Genomic DNA, 21,054 nt, shown 5'->3' with positions numbered 1-21,054 from the left:
CGGTCCGATAGTGCCAAATGCGCCCGCCGATCGCACGCCGACGCTCCTGCCAGCGGTTGCGCGGTTCGCGGGCGGGCCTACGCTGTGCTGCCGCGTCGGCCACCCGGAGGGGCGCGTGCGGCCGCCCGGGTAGCATCGGCTCCCGTGCACCCGCCCCGCGCCAACCGCGCCTACCGCAACGTCGCCCGTGTGCTGCGACCCGTGCTGTACGCGATCACGCGTCGCGACTGGCGCGGCGCCGAGCACCTCCCGGCGGGCGGGTTCATCGCCGCGGGCAACCACATGACGAACGTCGACCCGGTCACCTTCGCGCACTTCCTGTACGACAACGGGGTCGCGCCGAAGATCCTCGCGAAGTCGTCGCTGTTCTCGGTGCCGGTGGTGGGCTGGGTGCTGCGGACCAGCGGCCAGATCCCGGTGTACCGGAACACCTCCCAGGCCGGCGACTCCCTGCGGGCCGCCGAGCAGGCGCTGCGGGAGGGGGAGTGCGTCGCGGTCTTCCCCGAGGGCACGCTCACGCGCGACCCGGACCTGTGGCCGATGGTGGCGAAGACCGGCGTCGCCCGCCTCGCGCTGACGACCCGCGTCCCCGTCGTGCCGATCGCGCAGTGGGGGCCGCAGCTGCTGCTCGGCCGCTACGCGAAGGTGTTCAAGCCGATCCCCCCGAAGCGCGTGACCGTGCTGGCCGGACCGCCCGTCGACCTCGCGGACCTGTACGACCGCCCGCTGGACGCCGCGACGCTGCGCGAGGCGACCGCCCGGGTGATGGCGGCGATCACCGCGCTGCTGGCCGACGTGCGCGGCGAGACGCCCCCCGAGCGGCCGTACGACATGCGCCGCGCCGGGGGCGGCGCCGGGGCGGCCGGGCCTGCCGCCCCCACGGCGGACGGGGCCGCGTGACGCGCGCTGCCGTCCTCGGCGCCGGCGCGTGGGGCACGACGTTCGCGGCCGTGCTCGCCGACGCGGGCTGCGACGTCACCGTCTGGGGGCGCGACGCCGCCGTGTGCGCCGAGATCGCCGGGTCGCGCCGCAACGAGCGGTACCTGCCGGGGGTCGACCTGCCCGCGCGCGTGACGGCCGACCCGGACCCGGTCGCCGCGGTGGCGGGCGCGGACGTCGTCGCCGTCGCGGTGCCGTCGCAGTCCGCCCGGGCGACGCTCGCCCCGCTGGCCGGCCGCCTCGACCCGGGCGCCGTCGCGGTCTCCCTCATGAAGGGGGTCGAGCTGGCGACGGACCGCCGGATGAGCGAGGTCGTGGCCGAGGCGCTCGACCTGGAGCCGGCCCGGGTGGCGGTGCTGTCGGGCCCGAACCTCGCCTCGGAGATCGCCGCCCGCCAGCCGACGGCCACCGTCGTCGCGTCGTCGGACGCCGGCACCGCCGAGCGCGTCGCCGCCGCGTGCGCGTCCGGGTACTTCCGGCCCTACACCAACGACGACGTGGTGGGCGTCGAGCTGTGCGGGGCGGTGAAGAACGTCATCGCGCTCGCGGTCGGGATCTCCCAGGGCCGCGGCCTGGGCTACAACACGATGGCGACCGTCATCACGCGCGGCCTCGTGGAGATCACGCGTCTCGGCCTGGCGCTCGGTGCGAGGGCGGAGACGTTCCCGGGCCTCGCGGGCATGGGTGACCTCATGGCGACGTGCGCGTCGCCGGACTCCCGCAACCACCGCCTGGGCCTGCGCATCGGCCAGGGGATGACGCTCGACGAGGCGGTCACGGCCACCGGCGGCACCGCGGAGGGCGTGAAGTCCTCGCGCTCGGTGCTGGACCTCGCGGAGCGCGCGGGCGTCGAGATGCCGATCACCGCGGCCGTCGTGCAGGTGCTGCACGAGGGTCTGCCGGTGGACGCCCTGGCGCCGCTGCTGCTGGGACGCCCGCGCAAGGCGGAGGGCCTCTAGGCCGGGGGAGGCCCGACGAGGCCCCGGTCGCCCTCGAGCCGCAGCACACCCGGTGGGTGCGACCGGTCCGGCGACGGGTCGACCTGCGCGCCCCGCACGAGCGTGAGCAGTGCGCCGTCGGTGAGCCCCTCGGCGCGGGCCCTGCGGACGAGCGCGCGCACGTCGTCCAGCAGCGTCGGTGTGCCGTGCGCGCCGTCCCGGCCGTCCGCGGCGTCCCGCCGGTGCGCAGGGGCCGTGCCGGCCTCCGGACCCGCGACGACGGTCCCGACGCGGCGCCGCGACGTCACCACGCCGGCCGCCTCGAGCTCCCGGTAGGCGCGTTGCACGGTGCCGACCGCGATGCCGAGGTCGCGCGCGAGGTCGCGGGAGGCGGGCAGGCGCTCGCCCGGAGTCAGGGTGCCGAGCGCGACGAGGCCCGCGACCTGGGCCCGGATCTGCTCGTAGACGGGCGTCGCGGCGGAGACGTCGACCCGCAGCTCCGTCACGCGGCCACGCCCCGGACCCTGTCGCCGGCTGCCGCGGCCGGGGTGAGCCTGCGGGCGGGCACGGCGGAGCCGGCGAGGCCGAGCGAGACGACCAGGAAGGCGGCGCCCGCCGCGGCTGCGGCCGCGCTGCCCGCGGGGTGCTCGGCGTTCGCGAGGGCGGCGGCGGCGACGAGCAGCATGAGGCCGAGGGCGGAGCCGGTCCACGCCTGGACGCCCGCCAGCACCCGCGCGGCAGACGTGCGGCGGATGACGTCGTCGTGGGCGGTGGGCAGCACGGGCAGCGGGGGGCGCCGGGTGATGACGCGCAGCGCGACCAGTGCCGCACCGAGCGCCAGGAGCAGTGCGACCGCGACCGGCACGCCGAAGGGCCAGCCCGGGTACGGCCCGGACGCGCCGGTCCCGACCACCCGGCCCGCGGCGTCGAGGACCGGCGGGTGCGCCACCGAGCGGCCGTCGGGGGCGGCCGTGAGGCCCAGGACCACGACCGCGACCAGCCCCGCCGCGACGGTCCCCAGCAGGGCGACGAGGCGTCGGCCCCCGAGGTCGCGGACCGTCCGGCGCGCGAGCGGCGCGGAGCGGACGGCGCCCCGGGGGCGGGGCCAGGACGTCTCCCCGAGCGCCCGGACGGCCGCGAACACCACCGATGCGAGGAACGGCGCGGTGTACGCGAGGACGCCCGGCGCGGCGGGCAGGGGCTCGTACGTCGACGTCCAGACGACGTCGGAGGAGCCGACGACCGCGAGCGCCACCAGCACGCTGGTCGCGGTGGCGCCGAGGGACACCAGCGTCTCGTGCCGCCGGGCGGCGCGTGTGACGGCCGGGGCGTCCGCGGTCGTGCCGCCCCGTGCCGCCGCGAGCAGCAGCGCCAGGAGCACGCCCACGCACCCGGCGAGCGCCAGCAGGAGCAGGAGGACGAGACCGGCCATGAGGTGCTCCAATGAGTCGATGAGTCAACTCATTGAACACCGCCCGGGCGTGCGGCGGCAAGCCCGGGGTCGGTCCCGGGACGGGCGTCAGCCGCGCCCGGTGCCGACGACGGGCTCCTGCGGCTGCACGACCGCCGCGACCAGCGCCTCGATCGCGAACTCGCTGGTCCGCGCCAGCTCCACGTCGTCGCGGGCCAGCAGCCACTGCACCTGGAGCCCGTCCATGACCGCGAGGATGGCGGCGGCGGCACGGCCAACCGTGTCGGGCTCGGTCACGCCGCGCTCGGCGCAGACCTCCCGGAACGCGTCGGCGATCTCGGCGCGCAGCGTGCGGTAGCGCTCCTCGAAGTACGCGCGCGCGGGGTGGTCGTCGGTCACGGACTCGGCGGACAGCACCGCGTAGGCCTGGACGATGCCGGGCCGCTCCTCGTTGGCGAACGCGGTCCGCACGAGGTGGCGGAACAGCTCGATGCCGCCGGGGATGTGCTGCTCGGCGAGCCCCTCGACGTCGGACTGGTCGCGGAAGCGCAGCACCTCGACGAGGAGCTGGTCCTTGGACCCGAAGTGGTGGAGGATCCCCGCGTGCGTCATGCCGACCTGCTCGGCGATCTCCGTGAGCGGGCCGTTGTTGTAGCCCTTGCTGCCGAACGTCGTCATGGCGGCGGTCAGGATGCGCCGCCGGCGCTCCAGGGTCTCCGGGCGCGGCCGGACGGGCCGCTTCGCCGAGCTCATGGCTGTCTCACTTCCTCTGCCGCCGCGCCCGCCGGCGTGGTCGCGCGCCGATCGTAGCGGCCGGGGCTGCTGCCGACCGGGACCCGCCTGCCGTGACCAACTCGTGATCTCCGGGGCCTGGCGGACACTTACTGACAGTGTAGTAACGTTCCGCGCAGCACGACCGCGAGGACGCGGCGTGACCTCAGACGCCGGCTGCGTCCCGGCGCCGTTTCGAAGGAGAAACCATGAGGGTGAAGTACCCGGCGGTCGCGCTCGGCGTGGCCGCCGCCCTGGCACTGACGGCCTGCTCCGGCGGGTCGGGCGGGGCGGGCGACGAGGGCAGCAGCACCGGCGGCACCGGGGCCCCGCTGACCATCGCCAAGCCGGACGGCGCCATCGCCACCGAGTCGAACAACCCGTGGGTCGGCGACGCCTCGGGCATGAAGCTCGGCTACATCAACGCGATCCTGGAGCCGCTGGGGTTCGTCAACCTCATCGACCCCAGCGACGACGTCACGCCGTGGCTCGCCCAGGAGATCACCTGGAACGACGACTACACCGCGGTCACGCTCGTGGCCCGCGACGGCGTCACCTGGAACGACGGCGAGGACTTCACCGCCGACGACATCGCGTACACGTTCACGCTGCTCAAGGACAAGCCGGAGCTCGACAACGCGGCGCTCGGCATCGAGGACGTCGCGCTCGACGGGGACACCGTCACGATCTCCTTCGCCGCGTCGATGTTCGCCAAGCAGGACAAGGTCCTGCACAAGCTCATCGTCCCGAAGCACATCTGGGAGGACGTCGCCGACCCGGCCACGGACCCGAACCTCGAGCCCGTCGGCACCGGCCCCTACGTGCTGTCGCAGTTCTCCTCGCAGAGCGTCGAGCTCACCGCGCGGGACGACTACTGGGGCGGGGAGCTGGCCGCGCCGACGCTCTACTACGTGTCGTACAACGACAACACCGCGCTCACCACGGCGCTGGCCAACGGCGAGGCCGACTGGGCGCAGGCGTTCATCCCCAACGTGCAGTCCGCGTACCTCGACAAGGACGACGCGAACGTCTACTGGGCGGCCGCGGGCCTCGGCATCGACGCGATGTTCGTCAACACGCAGACCAAGCCGTTCAGCGACGTCGCGTTCCGCCAGGCGATGAACCTCGTCGTCGACCGCACCAAGCACCAGGCGATCGCGCGGGAGGGCGGCGTGCCGGAGCTCACCTCGGTGACCGGCCTGCCCACCCCCGCGGGCGACCCGTTCATCGCCGACGACTTCGCCGGCGAGACGTACGGCGTCGACGTCGACGGCGCGAAGGAGATCCTCACGGACGCCGGCTACACCTGGGACGGCGACGCTCTCGTCGACCCCGACGGCGAGCCCGTCACGTTCGAGCTGAGCGTCCCGCAGGGCTGGAGCGACTACGTCACCGGCATCTCGCTGATCGCCGACTCGGCCAAGGAGCTGGGCGTCGAGGCCACGGTCGACACCCCGGACGCCGACACCTGGTGGGCCATGAAGTCCGAGGGCGACTTCCAGGCGATCCTGCACTGGACCGACACCGGCGCCACGCCGTACGACCTGTACAGCGACATCATGGACGGCCGGTGGCTGAAGCCGCTCGGCGAGGCCGCGGACTACAACTTCGGGCGGTTCGACAGCCCGGAGGCCACGGCCGCGCTCGACACCTACGCCACCGCGACGGACGACGCCGCGCGCGCCGAGGCCCTGGCGGAGGTCCAGGAGATCTTCGTCGAGCAGGTGCCCGCGCTGCCGATCGGCACCCGCCCGTTCATCGGCGAGTACAACACGCGCAGCTACGTCGGCTGGCCGGGCGAGGACGACCCGTACGCCAACCCCGACCCGACGCAGCCCACCGCCGCGCTGATCCTCACCAGCCTGGAGCCGGCGAGCTGACGCGCCGCTGCGGCCGGCCGGCGACGGGACCTCGTCCCCGCCGCCGGCCGGCCGCAGCCGTGCCGGGCAGACGGGCGGGCCACGGGTCCGCGGGAAGACGGGAAGGTTCAGTGACGACGACCAACGACGTGCTGACGGTGTCGGACTTCAGCGTCGTGTACGACGTGGACCCGCCGGTGGAGGCGGTCCGGGAGGTGTCGCTCAGCGTCCGCCGGGGCGAGATCCTCGGCCTCGCGGGCGAGTCCGGGTGCGGCAAGACCACGCTGGCGTACGGCGTGCAGCGCCTGCTGAAGGCGCCCGCGGTGATCGCGGGTGGCTCGGCGACGTTCCACGACGCCTCCGGGGCGGACATCGACCTCGGGGCGCTCAGCGACGCCGAGATGCGGGCGTTCCGGTGGGACAAGGCCTCGATGGTGTTCCAGGGCGCGATGAACGCGCTCAACCCCGTCGTGGCGATCGGCAAGCAGCTCGACGACGTGTTCCGCACCCACCGGCCCGCGATGCCGAAGGCCGAGCGCCGCCGCGAGTGCGGGGACCTGCTCGACATGGTCGGCGTCGGCCGCGAGCGGCTGCGGTCCTTCCCGCACGAGCTCTCCGGCGGCATGCGCCAGCGCGTCATGATCGCGATGGCGCTCGCCCTGCGGCCGCAGCTCATGATCATGGACGAGCCGACCACCGCCCTCGACGTGCTCGTGCAGCGCGAGATCCTGCAGCAGATCTCGGACCTGCGCCGCGAGCTCGGGTTCTCGGTCGTGTTCATCACGCACGACCTGCCGCTGCTGCTCGAGATCAGCGACCGGATCGCCGTCATGCGCGAGGGCCGCATCGTCGAGCTCGACACCGCCGAGAACATCTACCGCCACGCGCAGCACCCCTACACGCAGCGGCTGCTCGGGTCGTTCCCGAGCCTGACCGGCGAGCGCGGGGACTTCGTGCGGACGGGCAGCGCCGAGGAGGCCGCACGATGACCACCAGCACGCTGGAGCTCCGCGGCGTCACCAAGCGCTACCGCGTCCGGGGGGCGGGGGACATGCTCGCGCTCGACGACGTGTCGTTCACGCTCACGTCCGGGCAGACGATCGCCCTGGTCGGGCAGAGCGGCAGCGGCAAGTCCACGATCGCCAAGATCATCACGCAGCTCGAGCGGGAGACCAGCGGCGAGGTGCTGCTGGACGGCGCCCCGATCCCGCGCCGGGGCCGGGCGCTGCGCCGCTACCGGCAGCAGGTGCGGATGGTGTTCCAGGACCCGTTCGCCTCGCTGAACCCGTACCACACCATCCGCCACCACGTGGAGCGCCCCCTGCGGCTGGACCGCGTGGTCCCGCCCGACGAGGTGGACGCGGAGGTGGTGCGGCTGCTCGAGCGCGTCCACCTGGACCCGCCCGCCGTCGTCGACCGCCGCCCGCACGAGCTGTCGGGCGGCCAGCGCCAGCGCGTCGCCATCGCCCGCGCGCTGGCGTCCCGGCCGTCGCTGCTCGTCGCCGACGAGCCGGTGTCGATGCTCGACGTGTCGATCCGGCTCGGCGTGCTCAACCTGCTGGCCGAGCTGCAGCGCGAGTCGGACCTCGGCGTCCTCTACATCACGCACGACCTCGCCACGGCCCGGCACTTCAGCGACGAGATCATGGTCCTGCACCACGGCGTCGTCGTGGAGAGCGGCCCCGCGGACGACGTGATCCTGCGCCCGCAGCACCCCTACACCCGCGCGCTGCGGGACGCCTCGCCCGACCCGGACACGCACTTCGCCGGCCCGGCGACGTCGACTGCCAGGAGCTGACCGCCGTGAGATTCGCCGTGCGCCGCGCCGTGTTCTACCTGTTCACGGCATGGGCGGCCATCACCATCAACTTCTTCCTGCCCCGCATGATGAAGGGCGACCCCGTCTCGGCCTACCTCCAGAAGAACCAGGGCCGCATCAGCCCGGACGCCGCCGACTCGCTGCGGACGCTGTTCGGGCTCGACGACGGGAAGTCGCTGCTGCAGCAGTACGCCGACTACTGGGGGCTGCTGCTGCGCGGGGACCTCGGCCGGTCGTTCTCCAAGGGGCTCGCGCCCGTCACCGACGTCATCGCGACCGCCCTGCCGTGGACCGTCGGGCTGGTGGGCATCGCCACCGTCCTGAGCTTCTTCCTCGGCACCGGGCTGGGGTCGTGGATCGGGTGGCGCCGCGGCAGCCGCGCGGACGCCCTCGTCCCCGTCGCCACGTTCTTCTCGACCGTGCCGTACTTCTGGATGGGCCTCATCGCCATCGCGGTGTTCTCCACCACGCTCGGCTGGTTCCCCGCGTCGCACGCCTACGACAAGGGCAGCACCCCCGCCCTCACGTTCGACTTCGTCGGGCAGGTGGTCCAGCACGGCACCCTGCCGGCGCTGACGATCGTGCTCGCGTCGCTGGGCGGCTGGATCCTCGGGATGCGCAACATGATGGTCACCGTCCTCGACGAGGACTACGTGACGGTCGCCGAGGCCAAGGGCCTGTCCCCGCGGCGCGTGATGGTGAACTACGCCGCCCGCAACGCGGTGCTCCCGCAGCTGTCGTCGTTCGCGCTGTCGCTCGGGTTCATCGTCGGCGGCACGCTCGTCATGGAGCTGGTGTTCTCCTACCCCGGCGTGGGCAAGCTGCTGCTCGACGCCACGACCGCGAAGGACTACCCGCTCATGCAGGGGCTGTTCCTCGTCATCACGCTGACCGTGCTGGTCGCGAACATCCTGGCGGACGTCGCGTACGCCGTCCTCGACCCGCGCACCCGCCAGACGGAGGGCTGAGCCATGACGTTCCCCACCACCACCGCCACCGAGGAGGCCGCGGTCCCCGTCGCCCCCGGGCCGGCCGGACCGGCGTCCCGCGGCACGGGCGCCGCGGCGCGGCTCGGGCGGGCGTTCGCGATGTTCCGCAACGGCAAGTCCCTGACCGGGCTCGCGATCCTCGGGTTCTTCGTCCTGCTGGCCGTCTTCGGTGACCTCATCGCCCCGTACGGCCCGCTCGACAAGGACTTCGACGCGCTCCGGCAGCCGCCGTCCGCCCAGCACTGGCTCGGCACCACGCACATGGGCGAGGACGTCTTCAGCCAGATCGTCCTGGGCACCCGCGGCGTGCTCGTCGTCGGGTTCAGCGCCGGCGTCATCGCGACCCTCGTCGCGGTGGCCGTGGGCGTGACCGCCGGCTACGTCGCCGGGTGGCGCAGCGAGTCGCTGTCCGCGCTGACCAACGTGTTCCTCGTGCTGCCCGGCCTGCCGCTGATGATCATCGTGGCCTCCCAGTACGACAACCCGAGCCTGCTGCTCATCTCCGCGGTGCTCGCCATCACCGGCTGGGCGTGGGGCGGGCGCGTGCTGCGCGCGCAGACGATGTCGCTGCGCAACCGGGACTTCGTGCAGGCCGCGCGGGCCAACGGCGAGCCGCTCCACCGCATCATCGCGGTCGAGATGCTCCCGAACCTGACGGCGATCATCGCCTCGTCGTTCGTCGGGACCGTGACCGCCGCGGTGCTGGGCCTCACGACGCTGGCGTTCATCGGGGTCATCCCCATCACGAACCTCAACTGGGGCACGATCCTGTACTGGGCGCAGCAGAACGGCGCGTTCCCCGACTTCTGGTGGTGGTACGTGCCGGCCGGGCTGTGCATCGCGCTGCTCGGCATGGCGCTGTCGCTCATCAACTTCGGCATCGACGAGTACGTGAACCCGCGGCTGCGGTCCGCCGGGGAGCGGGCCCGCGCGATGCGCAAGCGCGGCCTGCGCCCCACCAGCGGCGTCACCGCCGTGCGCCCCGCCCCGCACCACCCGCCGCACCCGCGGCAGCACTCCGAGCAGAAGGACCCCTCGTGACCGAGACCACCACCGCCGCCTACCTCGACGCCGCCCTGCCCGTGGCCGACCGGGTCCGGGACCTGCTGGACCGCATGACCGTCGAGGAGAAGGTCGGGCAGATGCTGCAGCTCGACGCCCGCGACGACGTGGCCGACCACGTGCTGCGGCGGCTCGCCGGGTCGCTGCTGCACGCCTCGCCGGAGCGGCTGGCGCTCGCGCACGAGCTCGTCGACTCCACGCGGCTGCGCATCCCGCTGCTGGTCGGCGAGGACTGCATCCACGGGCACTCGTTCTGGGTGGGGGCGACGATCTTCCCCACGCAGCTCGGGATGGCCGCGAGCTGGGACCCGGCGCTGGTCGAGCAGGTCGCCCGGGCCACCGCGCGGGAGGTCGCCCCCACCGGCGTGCACTGGACGTTCAGCCCGGTGCTCTGCATCACCCGCGACCTGCGCTGGGGCCGCGTCGACGAGACGTTCGGCGAGGACCCGCACCTCATCGGGGAGCTCGCCTCCGCGATGGTCCGCGGCTACCAGGGTGACGGCCTGGCCGACCCGACCGCGATCCTCGCCACCGCGAAGCACTTCGCCGGGTACTCCGAGACGCAGGGCGGCCGGGACGCCTCCGAGGCGGACATCTCGCGGCGCAAGCTGCGGTCGTGGTTCCTGCCCCCGTTCGAGCGGGTGGCCCGGGAGGGCTGCGCGACGTTCATGCTCGGCTACCAGACCACCGACGGCGTGCCGATCACCGTCAACGACTGGCTGCTCAACGAGGTGCTGCGCGGCGAGTGGGGCTACACCGGCACGCTCGTCACCGACTGGGACAACGTCGGGCGCATGGTCTGGGAGCAGAAGGTGCAGCCCGACTACGCGCACGCCGCCGCCGCCGCGGTGAAGGCCGGCAACGACATGGTCATGACGACGCCGCGGTTCTTCGAGGGCGCGCTGGAGGCGATCGAGCGGGGCCTGCTGACGGAGGCGGACCTCGAGCCCGCGGTCGCCCGCATCCTCACGCTGAAGTTCCGGCTCGGGCTGTTCGAGGACCCGCGCCGCCCCGACCCGGCCACCCAGGCCGCCGTCATCGGCCGCGCCGACCACGCCGCGCTCAACCTCGAGGTCGCGAGGCGCTCGCTGGTGCTGCTGCGCAACGAGGGCGCCGTGCTGCCGCTGGCCGGCGGCTGCACGCCCGGGACCGCTGCGGCGCCCGGAGCGCCCGTCCCGCCGGGCGGCGCCGCCGCGGTCCGTTCGGTGGCTCCGACGGGCGCCGGCAGCCGGCGGATCGCCGTCGTCGGGCCGCTCGCCGACGACGCGCAGACGCAGCTCGGCGACTGGGCGGGCTCGTCCGGCCAGGCCGACTGGCTGCCCGACGGCCAGCCGCGCGACATGATCACGACGGTGCTGGACGGGCTGCGGGCCGCCGCGCCCGAGGGCTGGGTGGTCGACCACGCCCGCGGTGCGGAGATCCTCACGCTGGAGCCCGACCCGGAGGGGGCGACGTTCCCCGACGGGCAGCCGCGCCCGCCGGTCGTCGTGCCCGCCGAGCCGGACGAGGCGATGATCGCCGAGGCGGTCGCGGCGGCGCGCGACGCGGACTACGTGGTCGCCGTCGTGGGGGACCGCATCGAGCTGGTCGGGGAGGGGCGCTCCACCGCGACCCTCGAGCTCGTCGGCGGGCAGGTCGCCCTGCTCGACGCCCTCGCCGCGACCGGGACGCCGCTCGTCGTGGTGCTGCTGGCCTCGAAGCCGCTGGTGCTGCCCGAGTCGGCGCTCGGCGCGGACGCCCTCGTGTGGGCCGCGAACCCCGGCATGCAGGGCGGCCGGGCGCTCGCGGAGCTGCTGCTCGGGCTCGCCGAGCCGTCCGGCCGCCTGCCCGTGTCGTTCGCGCGGCACGTCGGCCAGCAGCCGACGTACTACAACCAGATCCGCGGCCAGCACGGCGACCGCTACGCCGACCTCACCCAGCGGCCGGCGTTCGCGTTCGGGGAGGGCCTCACGTACTCCACCGTCGAGTACGCCGACCTCGCGCTCGCGGCCACCGACCTGGGCGCCGGCGACGTGGTCCGGGCCGAGATCACGGTCCGCAACACCGGCGCGCGGCCCGTGCGGGAGACCGTGCAGGTCTACGTCTCGGACCGCGTGACGTCGGTCTCGTGGGCCGACAAGGAGCTCAAGGCGTTCCGGCAGGTCGACGTCGCCCCCGGCGAGTCGGTGCGCGTCGCGCTGGAGGTGCCGGTCGCGGACTGCACGATCGTCGACGCCGCCGGCCGCCGCGTCATCGAGCCCGGCGAGTTCGACCTCCTGGTCGGCCCGAGCTCCCGCGACGCCGCGCTCCTGCGCGCCCCGTTCACGATCCGCTGACGCGCGAGGTCGTCAGCTCGAGCCGAGGTCGTCAGGCCGGGCTGACGACCTCGGCCGGACGTGACGACCTCGCAGGTCCGCAGGTCGCACAGGAGGACCGGGCGGGAGGGTCAGGAGGGGAGCGCCTGGGCGAGGTCGCGCCAGAGGTCCTCGACGTCCTCGATGCCGACCGAGAGGCGGAGCAGGTCCTCCGGGACCGTGGGGGACTCCGTCGCGAACCGGCGGCGGCGCTCGATGCTGGACTCCACCCCGCCGAGGCTGGTGGCCGGCACCCACAGCCGCAGCCGCTCGACGACCGCGTCCGCCCCGGCCGCGCCGCCCGCCGGGCGCAGCCCGATGATCGAGCCGTAGCCGGCCATCTGCGCGGTCGCGCGGGCGTGGCCCGGGTCGCCCGGCAGGCCCGGGTGGCGCACCTCGACGACGCCGGGGTGGGCGGCGAGGCGGTGCGCGAGGTCGAGCGCGGTGCGCTGCGAGCGCTCGACCCGCAGCGCGAGCGTCCGGACGCCGCGCAGCGCCAGGTACACCTCGAACGGGCCGGCGATCGCGCCGTGCACCGTCCGGTAGGTGTGCAGCCGCTCCCGCAGCGCCGCGTCGTCCGTGAGCACCGCGCCGAGCACGACGTCGCTGTGGCCCGCGAGGTACTTCGTCACGGAGTGCACGACGACGTCGGCCCCGTGCTCGAGCGGCCGCTGCACGAGCGGCGTCGCGAACGTGTTGTCGACCGCGACCAGCGCGCCGGCGGCGTGGCCGGCCGCGACCAGGGCCGGGAGGTCCGCCACCTCGAGCATCGGGTTCGTGGGGGACTCGACCCACAGCAGCGACGTCGGCCTGCCCGTGGGGGAGGTGGACGGGTCGAGGGCCGCGACGACCGCCGCGGTGTCCGCGACGTCGACGTGGTCCACCTCGACGTCCGAGCGCTCGGCGAGGTCGCGCGCGTACCCCAGCGTCACCTGGTAGGCGTGCCGCGGCAGCACCAGGCGCCCGCCGTGCGGGACCAGCGAGAGCGCCGCGGCGATCGCCGCCATGCCGGAGCCGTACACGAGCGCCGGGTGGGTCGAGCCCTCCAGCGCGCCGAGCGTCTGCTCGAACGGCCCCCACGTCTCGGTGTCGCCGCGCGCGTACATCAGCTCGCCCGGCTGCGGCACGCCCTGCGACACGTACGTCGAGGACAGCACGACGGGCGGGTTGACCGGGGCGCCCTGGGCGCGCGGCGGGCGTCCGGCGGTCACGGCGAGCGTCTCGCGGGCGAGGGCGGTGGGGTCGGGGTGCGTCACGCAGCGCAGGGTACGCCGCGACCGCGTGCCGCCCTCGCGCGTCCCACGCTGCGACTAGGCTCGCGGGCGATGTCCAGCACCGAGCAGTCCCCGTCCGCCCGTCCGCGCGTCCTCGTCCTGTTCGGCGGGCGCTCCAGCGAGCACGCGATCTCGTGCGCCACCGCCGGCGCCGTGCTGCGTGCGATCGACCGCGACCGGTACGACGTGCTGCCCATCGGCATCACCCCGCAGGGCCGCTGGGTGCGCGTCGCCGACGACCCGGACCGGTGGGCGATCGTCGACGGGCGGCTGCCGGAGGTCGAGGCGGCGCCGGAGCAGGTGCTGCTGCCGCAGGAGGCCGGGTCGCGCGAGCTCCAGGTCATCGAGCCGGGCGTGCCCGCGGCCGCCCTGGGCGCCGTCGACGTGGTGCTCCCGCTGCTGCACGGGCCGTTCGGCGAGGACGGCACGCTCCAGGGCATGCTCGAGCTCGCGGACGTGCGCTACGTCGGCGCCGGCGTCCTCGCGTCGGCGGTCGGCATGGACAAGCACTTCATGAAGGTCGTGCTCGCGGGCGCGGGCCTGCCCGTGGGCCCCTACGTCACGCTGCGGGGCGACGACCTGGCCACCGACCGCGACGGCGTGCGGGCGCGCGTCGAGGCGCTCGGGCTGCCGCTGTTCGTCAAGCCCGCCCGCGCCGGCTCCAGCATCGGCATCACCCGCGTGACCGACCTGGCCGACCTGCCCGCCGCCGTCGCGGAGGCGCAGCGGCACGACCCGAAGGTCGTCGTCGAGGCCGCGATCGTCGGGCGCGAGATCGAGTGCGCCGTGCTCGGGGGCCGCGGCGGCTCCCGACCGCGCGCGTCGCTGCCGGGCGAGATCGTCGTCACCGACGACCGCCACGGGTTCTACGACTTCGAGGCGAAGTACCTCGACGAGGCCGCCGTCGAGCTGTCCTGCCCCGCCGACCTGCCGGCGGACGTGATCGCGCGGGTGCAGGACGTCGCCGTCCGCACGTTCGAGGCGGTGGACGGCGAGGGCCTGGCCCGCGTCGACGTGTTCGTCACGCCCGACGGCGACGTGGTGGTGAACGAGATCAACACCATGCCGGGGTTCACGCCGTTCTCGATGTACCCGCGCATGTGGCAGCAGAGCGGCCTGTCCTACCCCGACCTGCTGGACGAGCTGCTGCGGCTGGCGCTCGAGCGCCCCACCGGGCTGCGCTGAGCGGTCAGACGCAGGAGCGCGTCGCCTCGACCTGCGCGATCGCCGGGCTGAGGGCGTCGAGGAACGACGTCGACCGCTCCGCCACGACGGCGGCCGGCACGTGGACCTCCACCGCGGGGTCGCGCCCGTAGGTCACGAAGGTCCAGTCGGACGAGCCCGGGTTCTCGGCGGGGTCCGCGGGCGCGTTCGCGCCGTCCGCCGCCTCCGCCTCGGCGCGCACGAGCCAGTCGATGCCCGGCCCGCTCGCGGTCTCCATCGTCACGCACTGCTCGGTGGTCGGGCCGGGCACCTCCACGCCGCAGCGCAGCGTCACCGGGTCGGACGGGTCGCCCCACGCCGCGGTCGCCTGGCTGGTGGTGCGGACCTCGTCCAGGCCGTCGCCCAGCGAGTCGGGCAGCGTGAGCACGACGCGGGCGCAGGCGGGGTCCGTCGCGTGCGGGGCGACGGTGACGCCGACCTGCGGTGCGCACCCCGCCAGCGCGGCCCCGGCGAGGGCGACGGCCGCGACCACCCCCGCCCGGGCCGCCGCGCGGTGCCGCGGCGCCGTGCCGGAGCGGGAGCCCGCGGGGTGCGGGCCGGCGGGCGCGGACGTGGTGCGGGCGGTCACCCCGTCACGGTAACCCGGCCGGCGGGCGCTACCGTGACGGGCGTGACCGACGCCGCAGCCCCCGACGCCGCTGTGACCCCGGGGGACGGCGGCCGCGCCCCGGTGGTCGCCGACGTGTCCGAGGACGACCTGCTGGCCCGGATCTTCCCGCACCTGCCCGCGGGTGACCGCACCCTGCTCGGCCCGGGCGACGACGCCGCCGTGCTGGGGGCGCCCGACGGCCGGTTCGTGGTCTCCACGGACGTCCTGGTGGAGGACCGGCACTTCCGGCTCGGGTGGTCGAGCGGCGAGGACGTCGGCTGGCGGGCGGCGATGCAGAACCTGGCCGACGTCGCCGCGATGGGCGCGCGTCCCACGGCGCTCGTCGTGTCCCTCGTCGCACCGGGGGACCTGCCGGTGGCGTGGGTCGAGGGGCTCGCGCGCGGGCTCGGCGAGGCCTGCCGCACGGTCGGCGCGGGCGTCGTCGGCGGCGACCTGTCGGGCGGCGGCGCCGTGGTCGTCGCGGTCACCGTGCACGGGGACCTGGGTGGCCGTGAGCCGGTGCTGCGCTCGGGTGCGCGGCCCGGCGACGTGCTCGCGCTCGCGGGCACGGTCGGCAGGTCCGCCGCGGGGCTCGCGCTGCTGGACGCCGGGCGCCCGGAGGCGGGGCCCGACGCGGTGCGGGTCTACCGACGCCCGCAGCCGCCGCTCGCCGCCGGCCCCGAGGCCGCGCGCGCGGGTGCCACCGCGATGCTCGACGTCTCCGACGGGCTGCTGCGCGACGCCGCCCGGATCGCCGCGGCGAGCCGGGTCGTGCTCGACCTCGACGACCCGCGGAGCGCGCTGGCGGACGACCTGGCGGCGCTCCGGGGCGCGGCCGCGGCGCTCGGGGCCGACCCTGTCGCGTGGGCGCTCGGCGGCGGGGAGGACCACGGGCTGCTCGCGTCGTTCCCGCCCGGCGCGGTGCCGGCGGGCTTCCGGGTGGTCGGCCGTGTCCGGGAGCCCGACGCGGGTGCTCCCGCCGGCACCGTCCTCGTCGCCGGCCGGCCGCCGCACGCCGTGCCCGGCTGGGAGCACTTCCACCGCTGACGGGCCGGCGGGCCGGACCCGGGGAGGTCCGCGCCGGCCGAGGGGGTCGGCGCCGGGCGAGGGTCAGCGCCGGCGGTACCGGACCTCCAGCAGGTCCGTCCCGCCCAGCTCCTCGGTGCGCTCGGTGCCGTCCGGCTGGAACCCGTGCCGCCGGTAGAAGTGCCGGGCGCGCTCGTTCTCCGCGAACACCCACAGCGTCACGGCCGTGCGCGGGGGCACGTCGGCGAGCGCGGTCCGCAGCAGCTCGCGGGCGGCGCCCGAGCCCCACAGGCCCGGTTCGAGGTAGATCGCGTAGACCTGCAGCGTGCCCCGCTCGGCGTCCTCGTCCTGCGACGGGCCCAGCGAGATGAAGCCGACCACCTCGTCGTCCACCGTCGCGACCCACGCGCGGACGCGGCTCCCGGGCGCGAGGTACCGCTGCCAGGCCTCGGTGCGGCTGTCGACGTCGAGCGACGCCAGGTAGGAGCCCGGCACCATGCCCGCGTACGCGTGGCGCCACGTCTCGACGTGCACCCGCGCGATGCCCGCGGCGTCGGCGGGCTCCGCGGGACGGACCGAGTGCTCGCGACGCTGCTCGCTCATGCGACCAGCGTGCCACACGGTCCGGCGCGCCGGGGGCCGTCCGTCGTGACGTCCCCGGGCAGCACGAGGGCCCGCGCGGATCGCTCCGCGCGGGCCCTCGTCGAGCCTGGTGCGCTCAGACGGCGCGCTGCACCTTGCCGGCCTTGAGGCACGAGGTGCAGACGTTCATCCGCTTCGGGGTGCCCGCCACGACGACGCGCACACGCTGGATGTTCGGGTTCCAGCGACGCTTCGTGCGCACGTGCGAGTGCGAGATGCTGTGCCCGAAGCTCGGGCCCTTGGCGCAGACGTCGCAGTTGGCAGCCACGGTCTTCTCCTGATCCGGTCATTGCACGCCGCTCGGGGGGTGCCCCGGGCGGCAAGTCCTGGTGGGTCGGCGGGCCCGCACCAGCGGTCCGAGGACCGGCCGGGGGGCGCACCCGTGCCCGGCAGAGGCCAGGCAACCGGACAAGACTAGCCCACGAGCGCCGTGCGCCTCAAAACGACGTCCGTCACACCGGGCCCCGGCGCGTGCCGCGCGTCCCCGGTCCGGTGTTCCCGGCGGGTGCACGGGCCCGGGGTGCCCGGGGACGACGCGTGGGCTGTCACCGCGGTGGGGCAGAGTAAGGGGGTGCGGGTCAGCGGGTCCGCACGGACGACGGAAGGACTGCGCGCGGACGTGGCTGGGCGACCCGGGACCGGACGGCTGGACGACGGCGCCGTGCTGCGCGACTGGCTCGACCGCGCGGTACCCGCCCTCGAGGCGGCGCAGCAGCGGATCGACTCGGTGAACGTCTTCCCGGTCCCCGACGGCGACACCGGCACCAACGTGCTGCTCACGGTGCGCGGCGCCGCCGAGGAGGTGGCGGCCGTCCCCGCCGGGGCCGGCGACGGGCCGCAGGTGCTGCGGGCGCTCGCCCGGGGCGCGCTGCTGTCCGCCCGCGGCAACTCCGGGGTGATCCTCAGCCGCTACCTGGGCGGCCTGGCCGGCGCGGCGTCCGGCACGCTGCCCGAGGCGCTCCGCGTGGCGGCGCAGGCCGCCCGGGAGGCGGTGCCGGTGCCCGAGGACGGGACGGTGCTGACCGTCGCGGCGGGCGTCGCGGACGCCGCCCGTGAGGCCGCGGACGCCGGGGCGGACGACGCCTCGGCGCTCGCCGCCGGCGTGGCGACGGGACGGGACGGGCTGGCACGGGTGAGCGCCACGCACCCGGTGCTGCGCTCCGCGCGGGTCGTCGACGCCGGCGCGTGCGCGCTGCTGGTGCTGCTCGACGTCCTGGCGGCGGCGCTGGCCGGCCGCGCCGGGGCGGTCGACGTCGGCTGGCTGACCGAGCACGCGCGCCCGGCCGGGCCGGCGCCGGAGGTCGACGGCCCGGAGCGCGCCCGGCCGGGCGGCGGCGTCCCCGCCGGCCCGGCCGCCTACGAGGTGGTCGCGCTGCTCGGCACCGCCGACGCGGTGGCCGTGGCCGGCGCGCTGGCCGGGGCGCTCGGGTCCGCGGGCGACGCCGTGGCGGTGGTCCCGGGCGACGGGCTGGTCACGGCCCACGTGCACACGCCCGCGCCCGTCGGGGCGGCCGCCGTGCTCGACGCGTCGGGCGCGGCCTGGACCGCCACGGTGCGCGCGCTGCTCGGCGGGGTCCGGCCCGTCGTCGCGTGCACGGCGTCGGCGGCCGCGTCCGCGTCCCTCGCGGACGCCGGCGCGGTGGTGGCGCTGCTGCCCGCCGGGACCGCCCCCGCGGCCGCGCGCGACGCCGTGCGCCGGGCGGCGGGCGACGCCGCGGCCGGCGGGGGCCCGGTGACGGTCCTGCCGGGGGGACTGCTCGCGCCGGGCGACCTGGACCCCTCGTGGGCGGTCGTCGCGGGCGTGGTGGACGACCGCGCGGTGCGGGCCGCGACGCGCGGGGAGCCTGCGGAGGCCCGGACGACGGGGGCCCGCGCGTGACGGCCCCGGACGACGCGGTCGTGCGGCCGCTGCCCTACCTGGAGCAGGACCTCGGCAGGGTGGTGCCGGGTGTCGCGAAGAAGCTGGCGAAGCTCGACGTGCTCACCGTCGGCGACCTGCTGCGCTACTACCCGCGGCGCTACCACCGCTGGGGCCACCCGACCTCGATCGGCGAGCTGCGCGTCGGCGAGCACGTCACGGTGGACGCCGAGGTCGAGCAGGCCACGATGCGCACGATGCGCTCCCGCGGCGGCGTCATCCTCGAGGCGGTGGTGCGCAACGGGCGCGACCGGCTGCACCTCACCTGGTTCGCCAAGCACCAGGGCGCGCTGCGCCGGTTCGAGCAGGAGCTGCGGCCGGGAGCGGTCGGGCTGTTCTCGGGGACGGTCAAGGACTACCGCGGGCAGATGCAGCTCCTGCACCCCGAGTACGAGCTGCGGGAGACCGACGACGTCGCGGACGAGGCCACCCGGCTGGCGGAGAGCGAGCGGCCCCGGCCGGTCTACGGGCTGACGTCCGGGCTGAAGAACCAGACCGTCGTCGAGGCGGTCAAGGTCGTGCTCACCTCCATGACGGACCGGGACCTGCCCGACCCGCTGCCGGACGACGTGCGCGGCGCGATGCCCGGGCTGCGGGAGGCGCTGCTCGGCGTGCACCGGCCGCACGACCAGGCCGAGCTCGACCGGGCGCTCGGGCGGCTGCGGTTCGAGGAGGCGTTCGTCCTGCAGGCGGAGCTCGCGCGGCGCAAGGCGCGGTTCGCCGCCCAGGGCGCCGTCGCCCGTCCGCGGCGGGCCGGGGGCCTGCTGGACGCGTTCGACGCGCGGCTGCCGTTCGCGCTCACCGCGGGGCAGCGCGCGACCGGGGAGGAGATCGCCCGGCAGCTCGCCGCGGACAGCCCGATGCAGCGCCTGCTGCAGGGCGAGGTGGGCTCCGGCAAGACCGTGGTCGCCGCCCGGGCGATGCTCCAGGTGATCGACGCCGGCGGTCAGGCGGCGCTGCTGGCGCCGACCGAGGTGCTGGCCGCCCAGCACGCCCGGACGCTCCAGGCCCTGCTCGGCGACCTCGCGGAGGGCGGCATGCTCGGCGGCGCGGACGGGGCGACCCGGGTGGCGCTGCTGACCGGCTCGCAGGGCTCGGCGGCCCGCCGGCGCGCGCTCGCGGACATCGCGGGCGGCGCGGCGGGGATCGTGGTCGGCACCCACGCGCTGCTGTCCGAGCACGTGCAGTTCGCGGACCTCGGCCTGGTCGTCGTGGACGAGCAGCACCGGTTCGGCGTCGAGCAGCGCGACGTCCTGCGCGCCAAGGCCGGCGGGGTGCCGCACCTGCTGGTGATGACCGCGACGCCCATCCCGCGCACGGTCGCGATGACGGTGTTCGGGGACCTCGAGACGTCGACGCTGCGCGAGGTGCCGGCGGGTCGCGCGGAGGTCGTCACGCACCTGGTCCCGGCCGCGCGGCCGGCCTGGCTGGACCGCGCCTGGCAGCGGGTGCGCGAGGAGGTCGAGCGTGGCGGGCGGGCGTACGTGGTGTGCGCGCGCATCGACGGGGACGCGAAGCGTGAGGACGTCGACGGCGCGGACCTCGTGACGGACCTGCCGGACGGGCCCGGGGACGACGCCCCCGCGCCGCGGCCGCTGCGCGCCGTCACCGAGGTCGCGGCCGAGCTGCGCGGGACGCCGGCCCTGCGGGGCGTCCGGGTCGGCGAGCTGCACGGCCGGATGGGCCCGGAGGACAAGGACCGGGCGCTCGCCGACTTCGCCTCGGGCGCGGTGCCGGTGCTCGTCTCGACCACGGTGATCGAGGTCGGCGTGGACGTGCCCGACGCGACCGTCATGGTGGTGCTCGACGCCGACCGGTTCGGGATCTCCCAGCTCCACCAGCTCCGCGGGCGCATCGGCCGGGGGAGCCGGCCCGGGGTGTGCCTGCTGGTGGCGGACGTCGCCGAGGGCACGCCCGCCGCCGTCCGGCTCGGTCGGCTCGCGGCCACGCGGGACGGCTTCGAGCTCGCGGACGTCGACCTGGAGCTGCGGCGCGAGGGCGACGTGCTGGGGGCCGCCCAGTCCGGCCGGGGGTCCTCGCTGCGGCTGCTGCAGGTCACGCGGCACGCGGACGTGATCGAGCGCGCCCGGGTCGCCGCGCGCGCCCTGGTGGAGGGCGACCCGGACCTCGCGGGCCACCCGGCGCTCGCGGCCGCGATCCAGGGCGTGCTGGCGGGCGAGCGCGAGGAGTTCCTCGACCGCACGTGACCGGACCGGACGCGGGCCGACGGTCCCGCCGGGACGCCCCGCGGCGGTGCGTA

19 protein-coding genes are annotated in these 21,054 nt (G+C 75.8%); 12 read left to right on the top strand and 7 right to left on the bottom strand.

All coding sequences use genetic code 11. The features are described from left to right. Positions 1 to 144 precede the first annotated feature (144 nt). On the top strand, positions 145 to 900 hold the full coding sequence (locus P9841_RS04765) for a lysophospholipid acyltransferase family protein (protein WP_283320932.1): 756 nt from the start codon (positions 145 to 147) through the stop codon (positions 898 to 900). After that, a complete protein-coding gene (locus P9841_RS04760; protein WP_283320931.1) occupies positions 897 to 1,898 on the top strand; it encodes an NAD(P)H-dependent glycerol-3-phosphate dehydrogenase in 1,002 nt (333 codons plus the stop codon). Before P9841_RS04765 ends, P9841_RS04760 begins: the two co-directional genes overlap by 4 nt. Here the strand turns inward: P9841_RS04760 and P9841_RS04755 are convergent. From P9841_RS04755 to P9841_RS04745, 3 genes are all read right to left on the bottom strand, one after another. After that, a complete protein-coding gene (locus P9841_RS04755; protein WP_283320930.1) occupies positions 1,895 to 2,383 on the bottom strand; it encodes a GntR family transcriptional regulator in 489 nt (162 codons plus the stop codon). The two genes, P9841_RS04760 and P9841_RS04755, sit on opposite strands and share 4 nt — an antisense overlap. Next, positions 2,380 to 3,309, bottom strand: coding sequence for a hypothetical protein (locus P9841_RS04750; RefSeq protein WP_283320929.1), 930 nt, complete (start codon positions 3,307 to 3,309; stop codon positions 2,380 to 2,382). The genes P9841_RS04755 and P9841_RS04750 overlap by 4 nt, the downstream gene beginning before the upstream one ends. An 87-nt stretch (positions 3,310 to 3,396) precedes the next feature. Then, on the bottom strand, positions 3,397 to 4,041 hold the full coding sequence (locus P9841_RS04745; protein WP_283320928.1) for a TetR/AcrR family transcriptional regulator: 645 nt from the start codon (positions 4,039 to 4,041) through the stop codon (positions 3,397 to 3,399). A 227-nt stretch (positions 4,042 to 4,268) separates the two neighbouring features. Between P9841_RS04745 and P9841_RS04740 the strand changes: the two genes are divergently transcribed. From P9841_RS04740 to P9841_RS04715, 6 genes are all read left to right on the top strand, one after another. Then, the gene (locus P9841_RS04740) at positions 4,269 to 5,939 is read left to right on the top strand and encodes an ABC transporter substrate-binding protein (RefSeq protein WP_283320927.1); all 1,671 of its coding nucleotides are present in this window, start codon (positions 4,269 to 4,271) and stop codon (positions 5,937 to 5,939) included. Positions 5,940 to 6,049: 110 nt separating this feature from the next. Beyond that, the gene (locus tag P9841_RS04735; protein ID WP_283320926.1) at positions 6,050 to 6,907 is read left to right on the top strand and encodes an ABC transporter ATP-binding protein; all 858 of its coding nucleotides are present in this window, start codon (positions 6,050 to 6,052) and stop codon (positions 6,905 to 6,907) included. Next, a complete protein-coding gene (locus P9841_RS04730; RefSeq protein WP_283320925.1) occupies positions 6,904 to 7,716 on the top strand; it encodes an ABC transporter ATP-binding protein in 813 nt (270 codons plus the stop codon). The genes P9841_RS04735 and P9841_RS04730 overlap by 4 nt, the downstream gene beginning before the upstream one ends. Positions 7,717 to 7,721: 5 nt before the next feature. Next, positions 7,722 to 8,705 (top strand): ABC transporter permease, encoded by a 984-nt coding sequence (locus tag P9841_RS04725; protein ID WP_283320924.1) that lies wholly within the window; start codon positions 7,722 to 7,724, stop codon positions 8,703 to 8,705. 3 nt (positions 8,706 to 8,708) lie between these two features. After that, a complete protein-coding gene (locus P9841_RS04720; protein WP_502848477.1) occupies positions 8,709 to 9,767 on the top strand; it encodes an ABC transporter permease in 1,059 nt (352 codons plus the stop codon). Beyond that, a complete protein-coding gene (locus P9841_RS04715; RefSeq protein ID WP_283320923.1) occupies positions 9,764 to 12,103 on the top strand; it encodes an exo-beta-d-1,3/1,6-glucosidase in 2,340 nt (779 codons plus the stop codon). Before P9841_RS04720 ends, P9841_RS04715 begins: the two co-directional genes overlap by 4 nt. Before the next feature lie 110 nt (positions 12,104 to 12,213). Here P9841_RS04715 and P9841_RS04710 read toward each other — a convergent pair whose 3' ends face one another. Then, positions 12,214 to 13,377, bottom strand: a complete 1,164-nt coding sequence (locus tag P9841_RS04710) for a trans-sulfuration enzyme family protein (protein WP_283320922.1) — start codon at positions 13,375 to 13,377, stop codon at positions 12,214 to 12,216. 69 nt (positions 13,378 to 13,446) lie between these two features. Between P9841_RS04710 and P9841_RS04705 the strand changes: the two genes are divergently transcribed. After that, entirely contained in the window at positions 13,447 to 14,580 is a 1,134-nt protein-coding gene (locus tag P9841_RS04705; RefSeq protein ID WP_283320921.1) for a D-alanine--D-alanine ligase family protein, read from the top strand. A gap of 4 nt (positions 14,581 to 14,584) precedes the next feature. Here P9841_RS04705 and P9841_RS04700 read toward each other — a convergent pair whose 3' ends face one another. Continuing rightward, positions 14,585 to 15,187, bottom strand: coding sequence for a DUF3515 family protein (locus tag P9841_RS04700; RefSeq protein ID WP_283320920.1), 603 nt, complete (start codon positions 15,185 to 15,187; stop codon positions 14,585 to 14,587). A gap of 42 nt (positions 15,188 to 15,229) precedes the next feature. On the opposite strand from P9841_RS04700, the gene P9841_RS04695 reads away from it, so the two are divergent. Continuing rightward, positions 15,230 to 16,255, top strand: coding sequence for a thiamine-phosphate kinase (locus P9841_RS04695; protein WP_283320919.1), 1,026 nt, complete (start codon positions 15,230 to 15,232; stop codon positions 16,253 to 16,255). A 63-nt stretch (positions 16,256 to 16,318) separates the two neighbouring features. Here P9841_RS04695 and P9841_RS04690 read toward each other — a convergent pair whose 3' ends face one another. After that, positions 16,319 to 16,837 carry a GNAT family N-acetyltransferase gene (locus P9841_RS04690; protein WP_283320918.1) on the bottom strand — a complete coding sequence of 173 codons (519 nt, stop codon included), beginning with the start codon at positions 16,835 to 16,837 and terminating at the stop codon, positions 16,319 to 16,321. 115 nt (positions 16,838 to 16,952) lie between these two features. Next, positions 16,953 to 17,144: a 50S ribosomal protein L28 gene (rpmB, locus tag P9841_RS04685; RefSeq protein ID WP_146839379.1), complete on the bottom strand. Its 192-nt coding sequence runs from the start codon at positions 17,142 to 17,144 to the stop codon at positions 16,953 to 16,955. A 351-nt stretch (positions 17,145 to 17,495) separates the two neighbouring features. Here rpmB and P9841_RS04680 point away from each other — a divergent pair, with 351 nt between their 5' ends. Together P9841_RS04680 and P9841_RS04675 are read left to right on the top strand one after the other, a co-directional pair. Beyond that, positions 17,496 to 18,755 (top strand): DAK2 domain-containing protein, encoded by a 1,260-nt coding sequence (locus tag P9841_RS04680; protein WP_283320917.1) that lies wholly within the window; start codon positions 17,496 to 17,498, stop codon positions 18,753 to 18,755. Continuing rightward, a complete protein-coding gene (locus tag P9841_RS04675) occupies positions 18,752 to 21,001 on the top strand; it encodes an ATP-dependent DNA helicase RecG (RefSeq protein ID WP_502848472.1) in 2,250 nt (749 codons plus the stop codon). Before P9841_RS04680 ends, P9841_RS04675 begins: the two co-directional genes overlap by 4 nt. Positions 21,002 to 21,054: the final 53 nt, after the last annotated feature.

Source organism: Cellulomonas sp. ES6 (genome assembly GCF_030053835.1).
Taxonomy (GTDB): domain Bacteria; phylum Actinomycetota; class Actinomycetes; order Actinomycetales; family Cellulomonadaceae; genus Cellulomonas.
Note: the sequence above shows the minus strand (reverse complement) of the source record. Positions and strands in the feature narration are given on the sequence as shown.

Bases quoted from the DNA above. Each gene is read 5' to 3' on its own strand.
- P9841_RS04740 (WP_283320927.1), top strand. From the start codon at position 4,269: ATGAGGGTGAAGTACCCGGCGGTCGCGCTCGGCGTGGCCGCCGCCCTG.
- P9841_RS04745 (WP_283320928.1), bottom strand. From the start codon at position 4,041: ATGAGCTCGGCGAAGCGGCCCGTCCGGCCGCGCCCGGAGACCCTGGAG.
- P9841_RS04750 (WP_283320929.1), bottom strand. From the start codon at position 3,309: ATGGCCGGTCTCGTCCTCCTGCTCCTGCTGGCGCTCGCCGGGTGCGTG.
- P9841_RS04690 (WP_283320918.1), bottom strand. From the start codon at position 16,837: ATGAGCGAGCAGCGTCGCGAGCACTCGGTCCGTCCCGCGGAGCCCGCC.
- P9841_RS04720 (WP_502848477.1), top strand. From the start codon at position 8,709: ATGACGTTCCCCACCACCACCGCCACCGAGGAGGCCGCGGTCCCCGTC.
- P9841_RS04705 (WP_283320921.1), top strand. From the start codon at position 13,447: ATGTCCAGCACCGAGCAGTCCCCGTCCGCCCGTCCGCGCGTCCTCGTC.
- P9841_RS04730 (WP_283320925.1), top strand. From the start codon at position 6,904: ATGACCACCAGCACGCTGGAGCTCCGCGGCGTCACCAAGCGCTACCGC.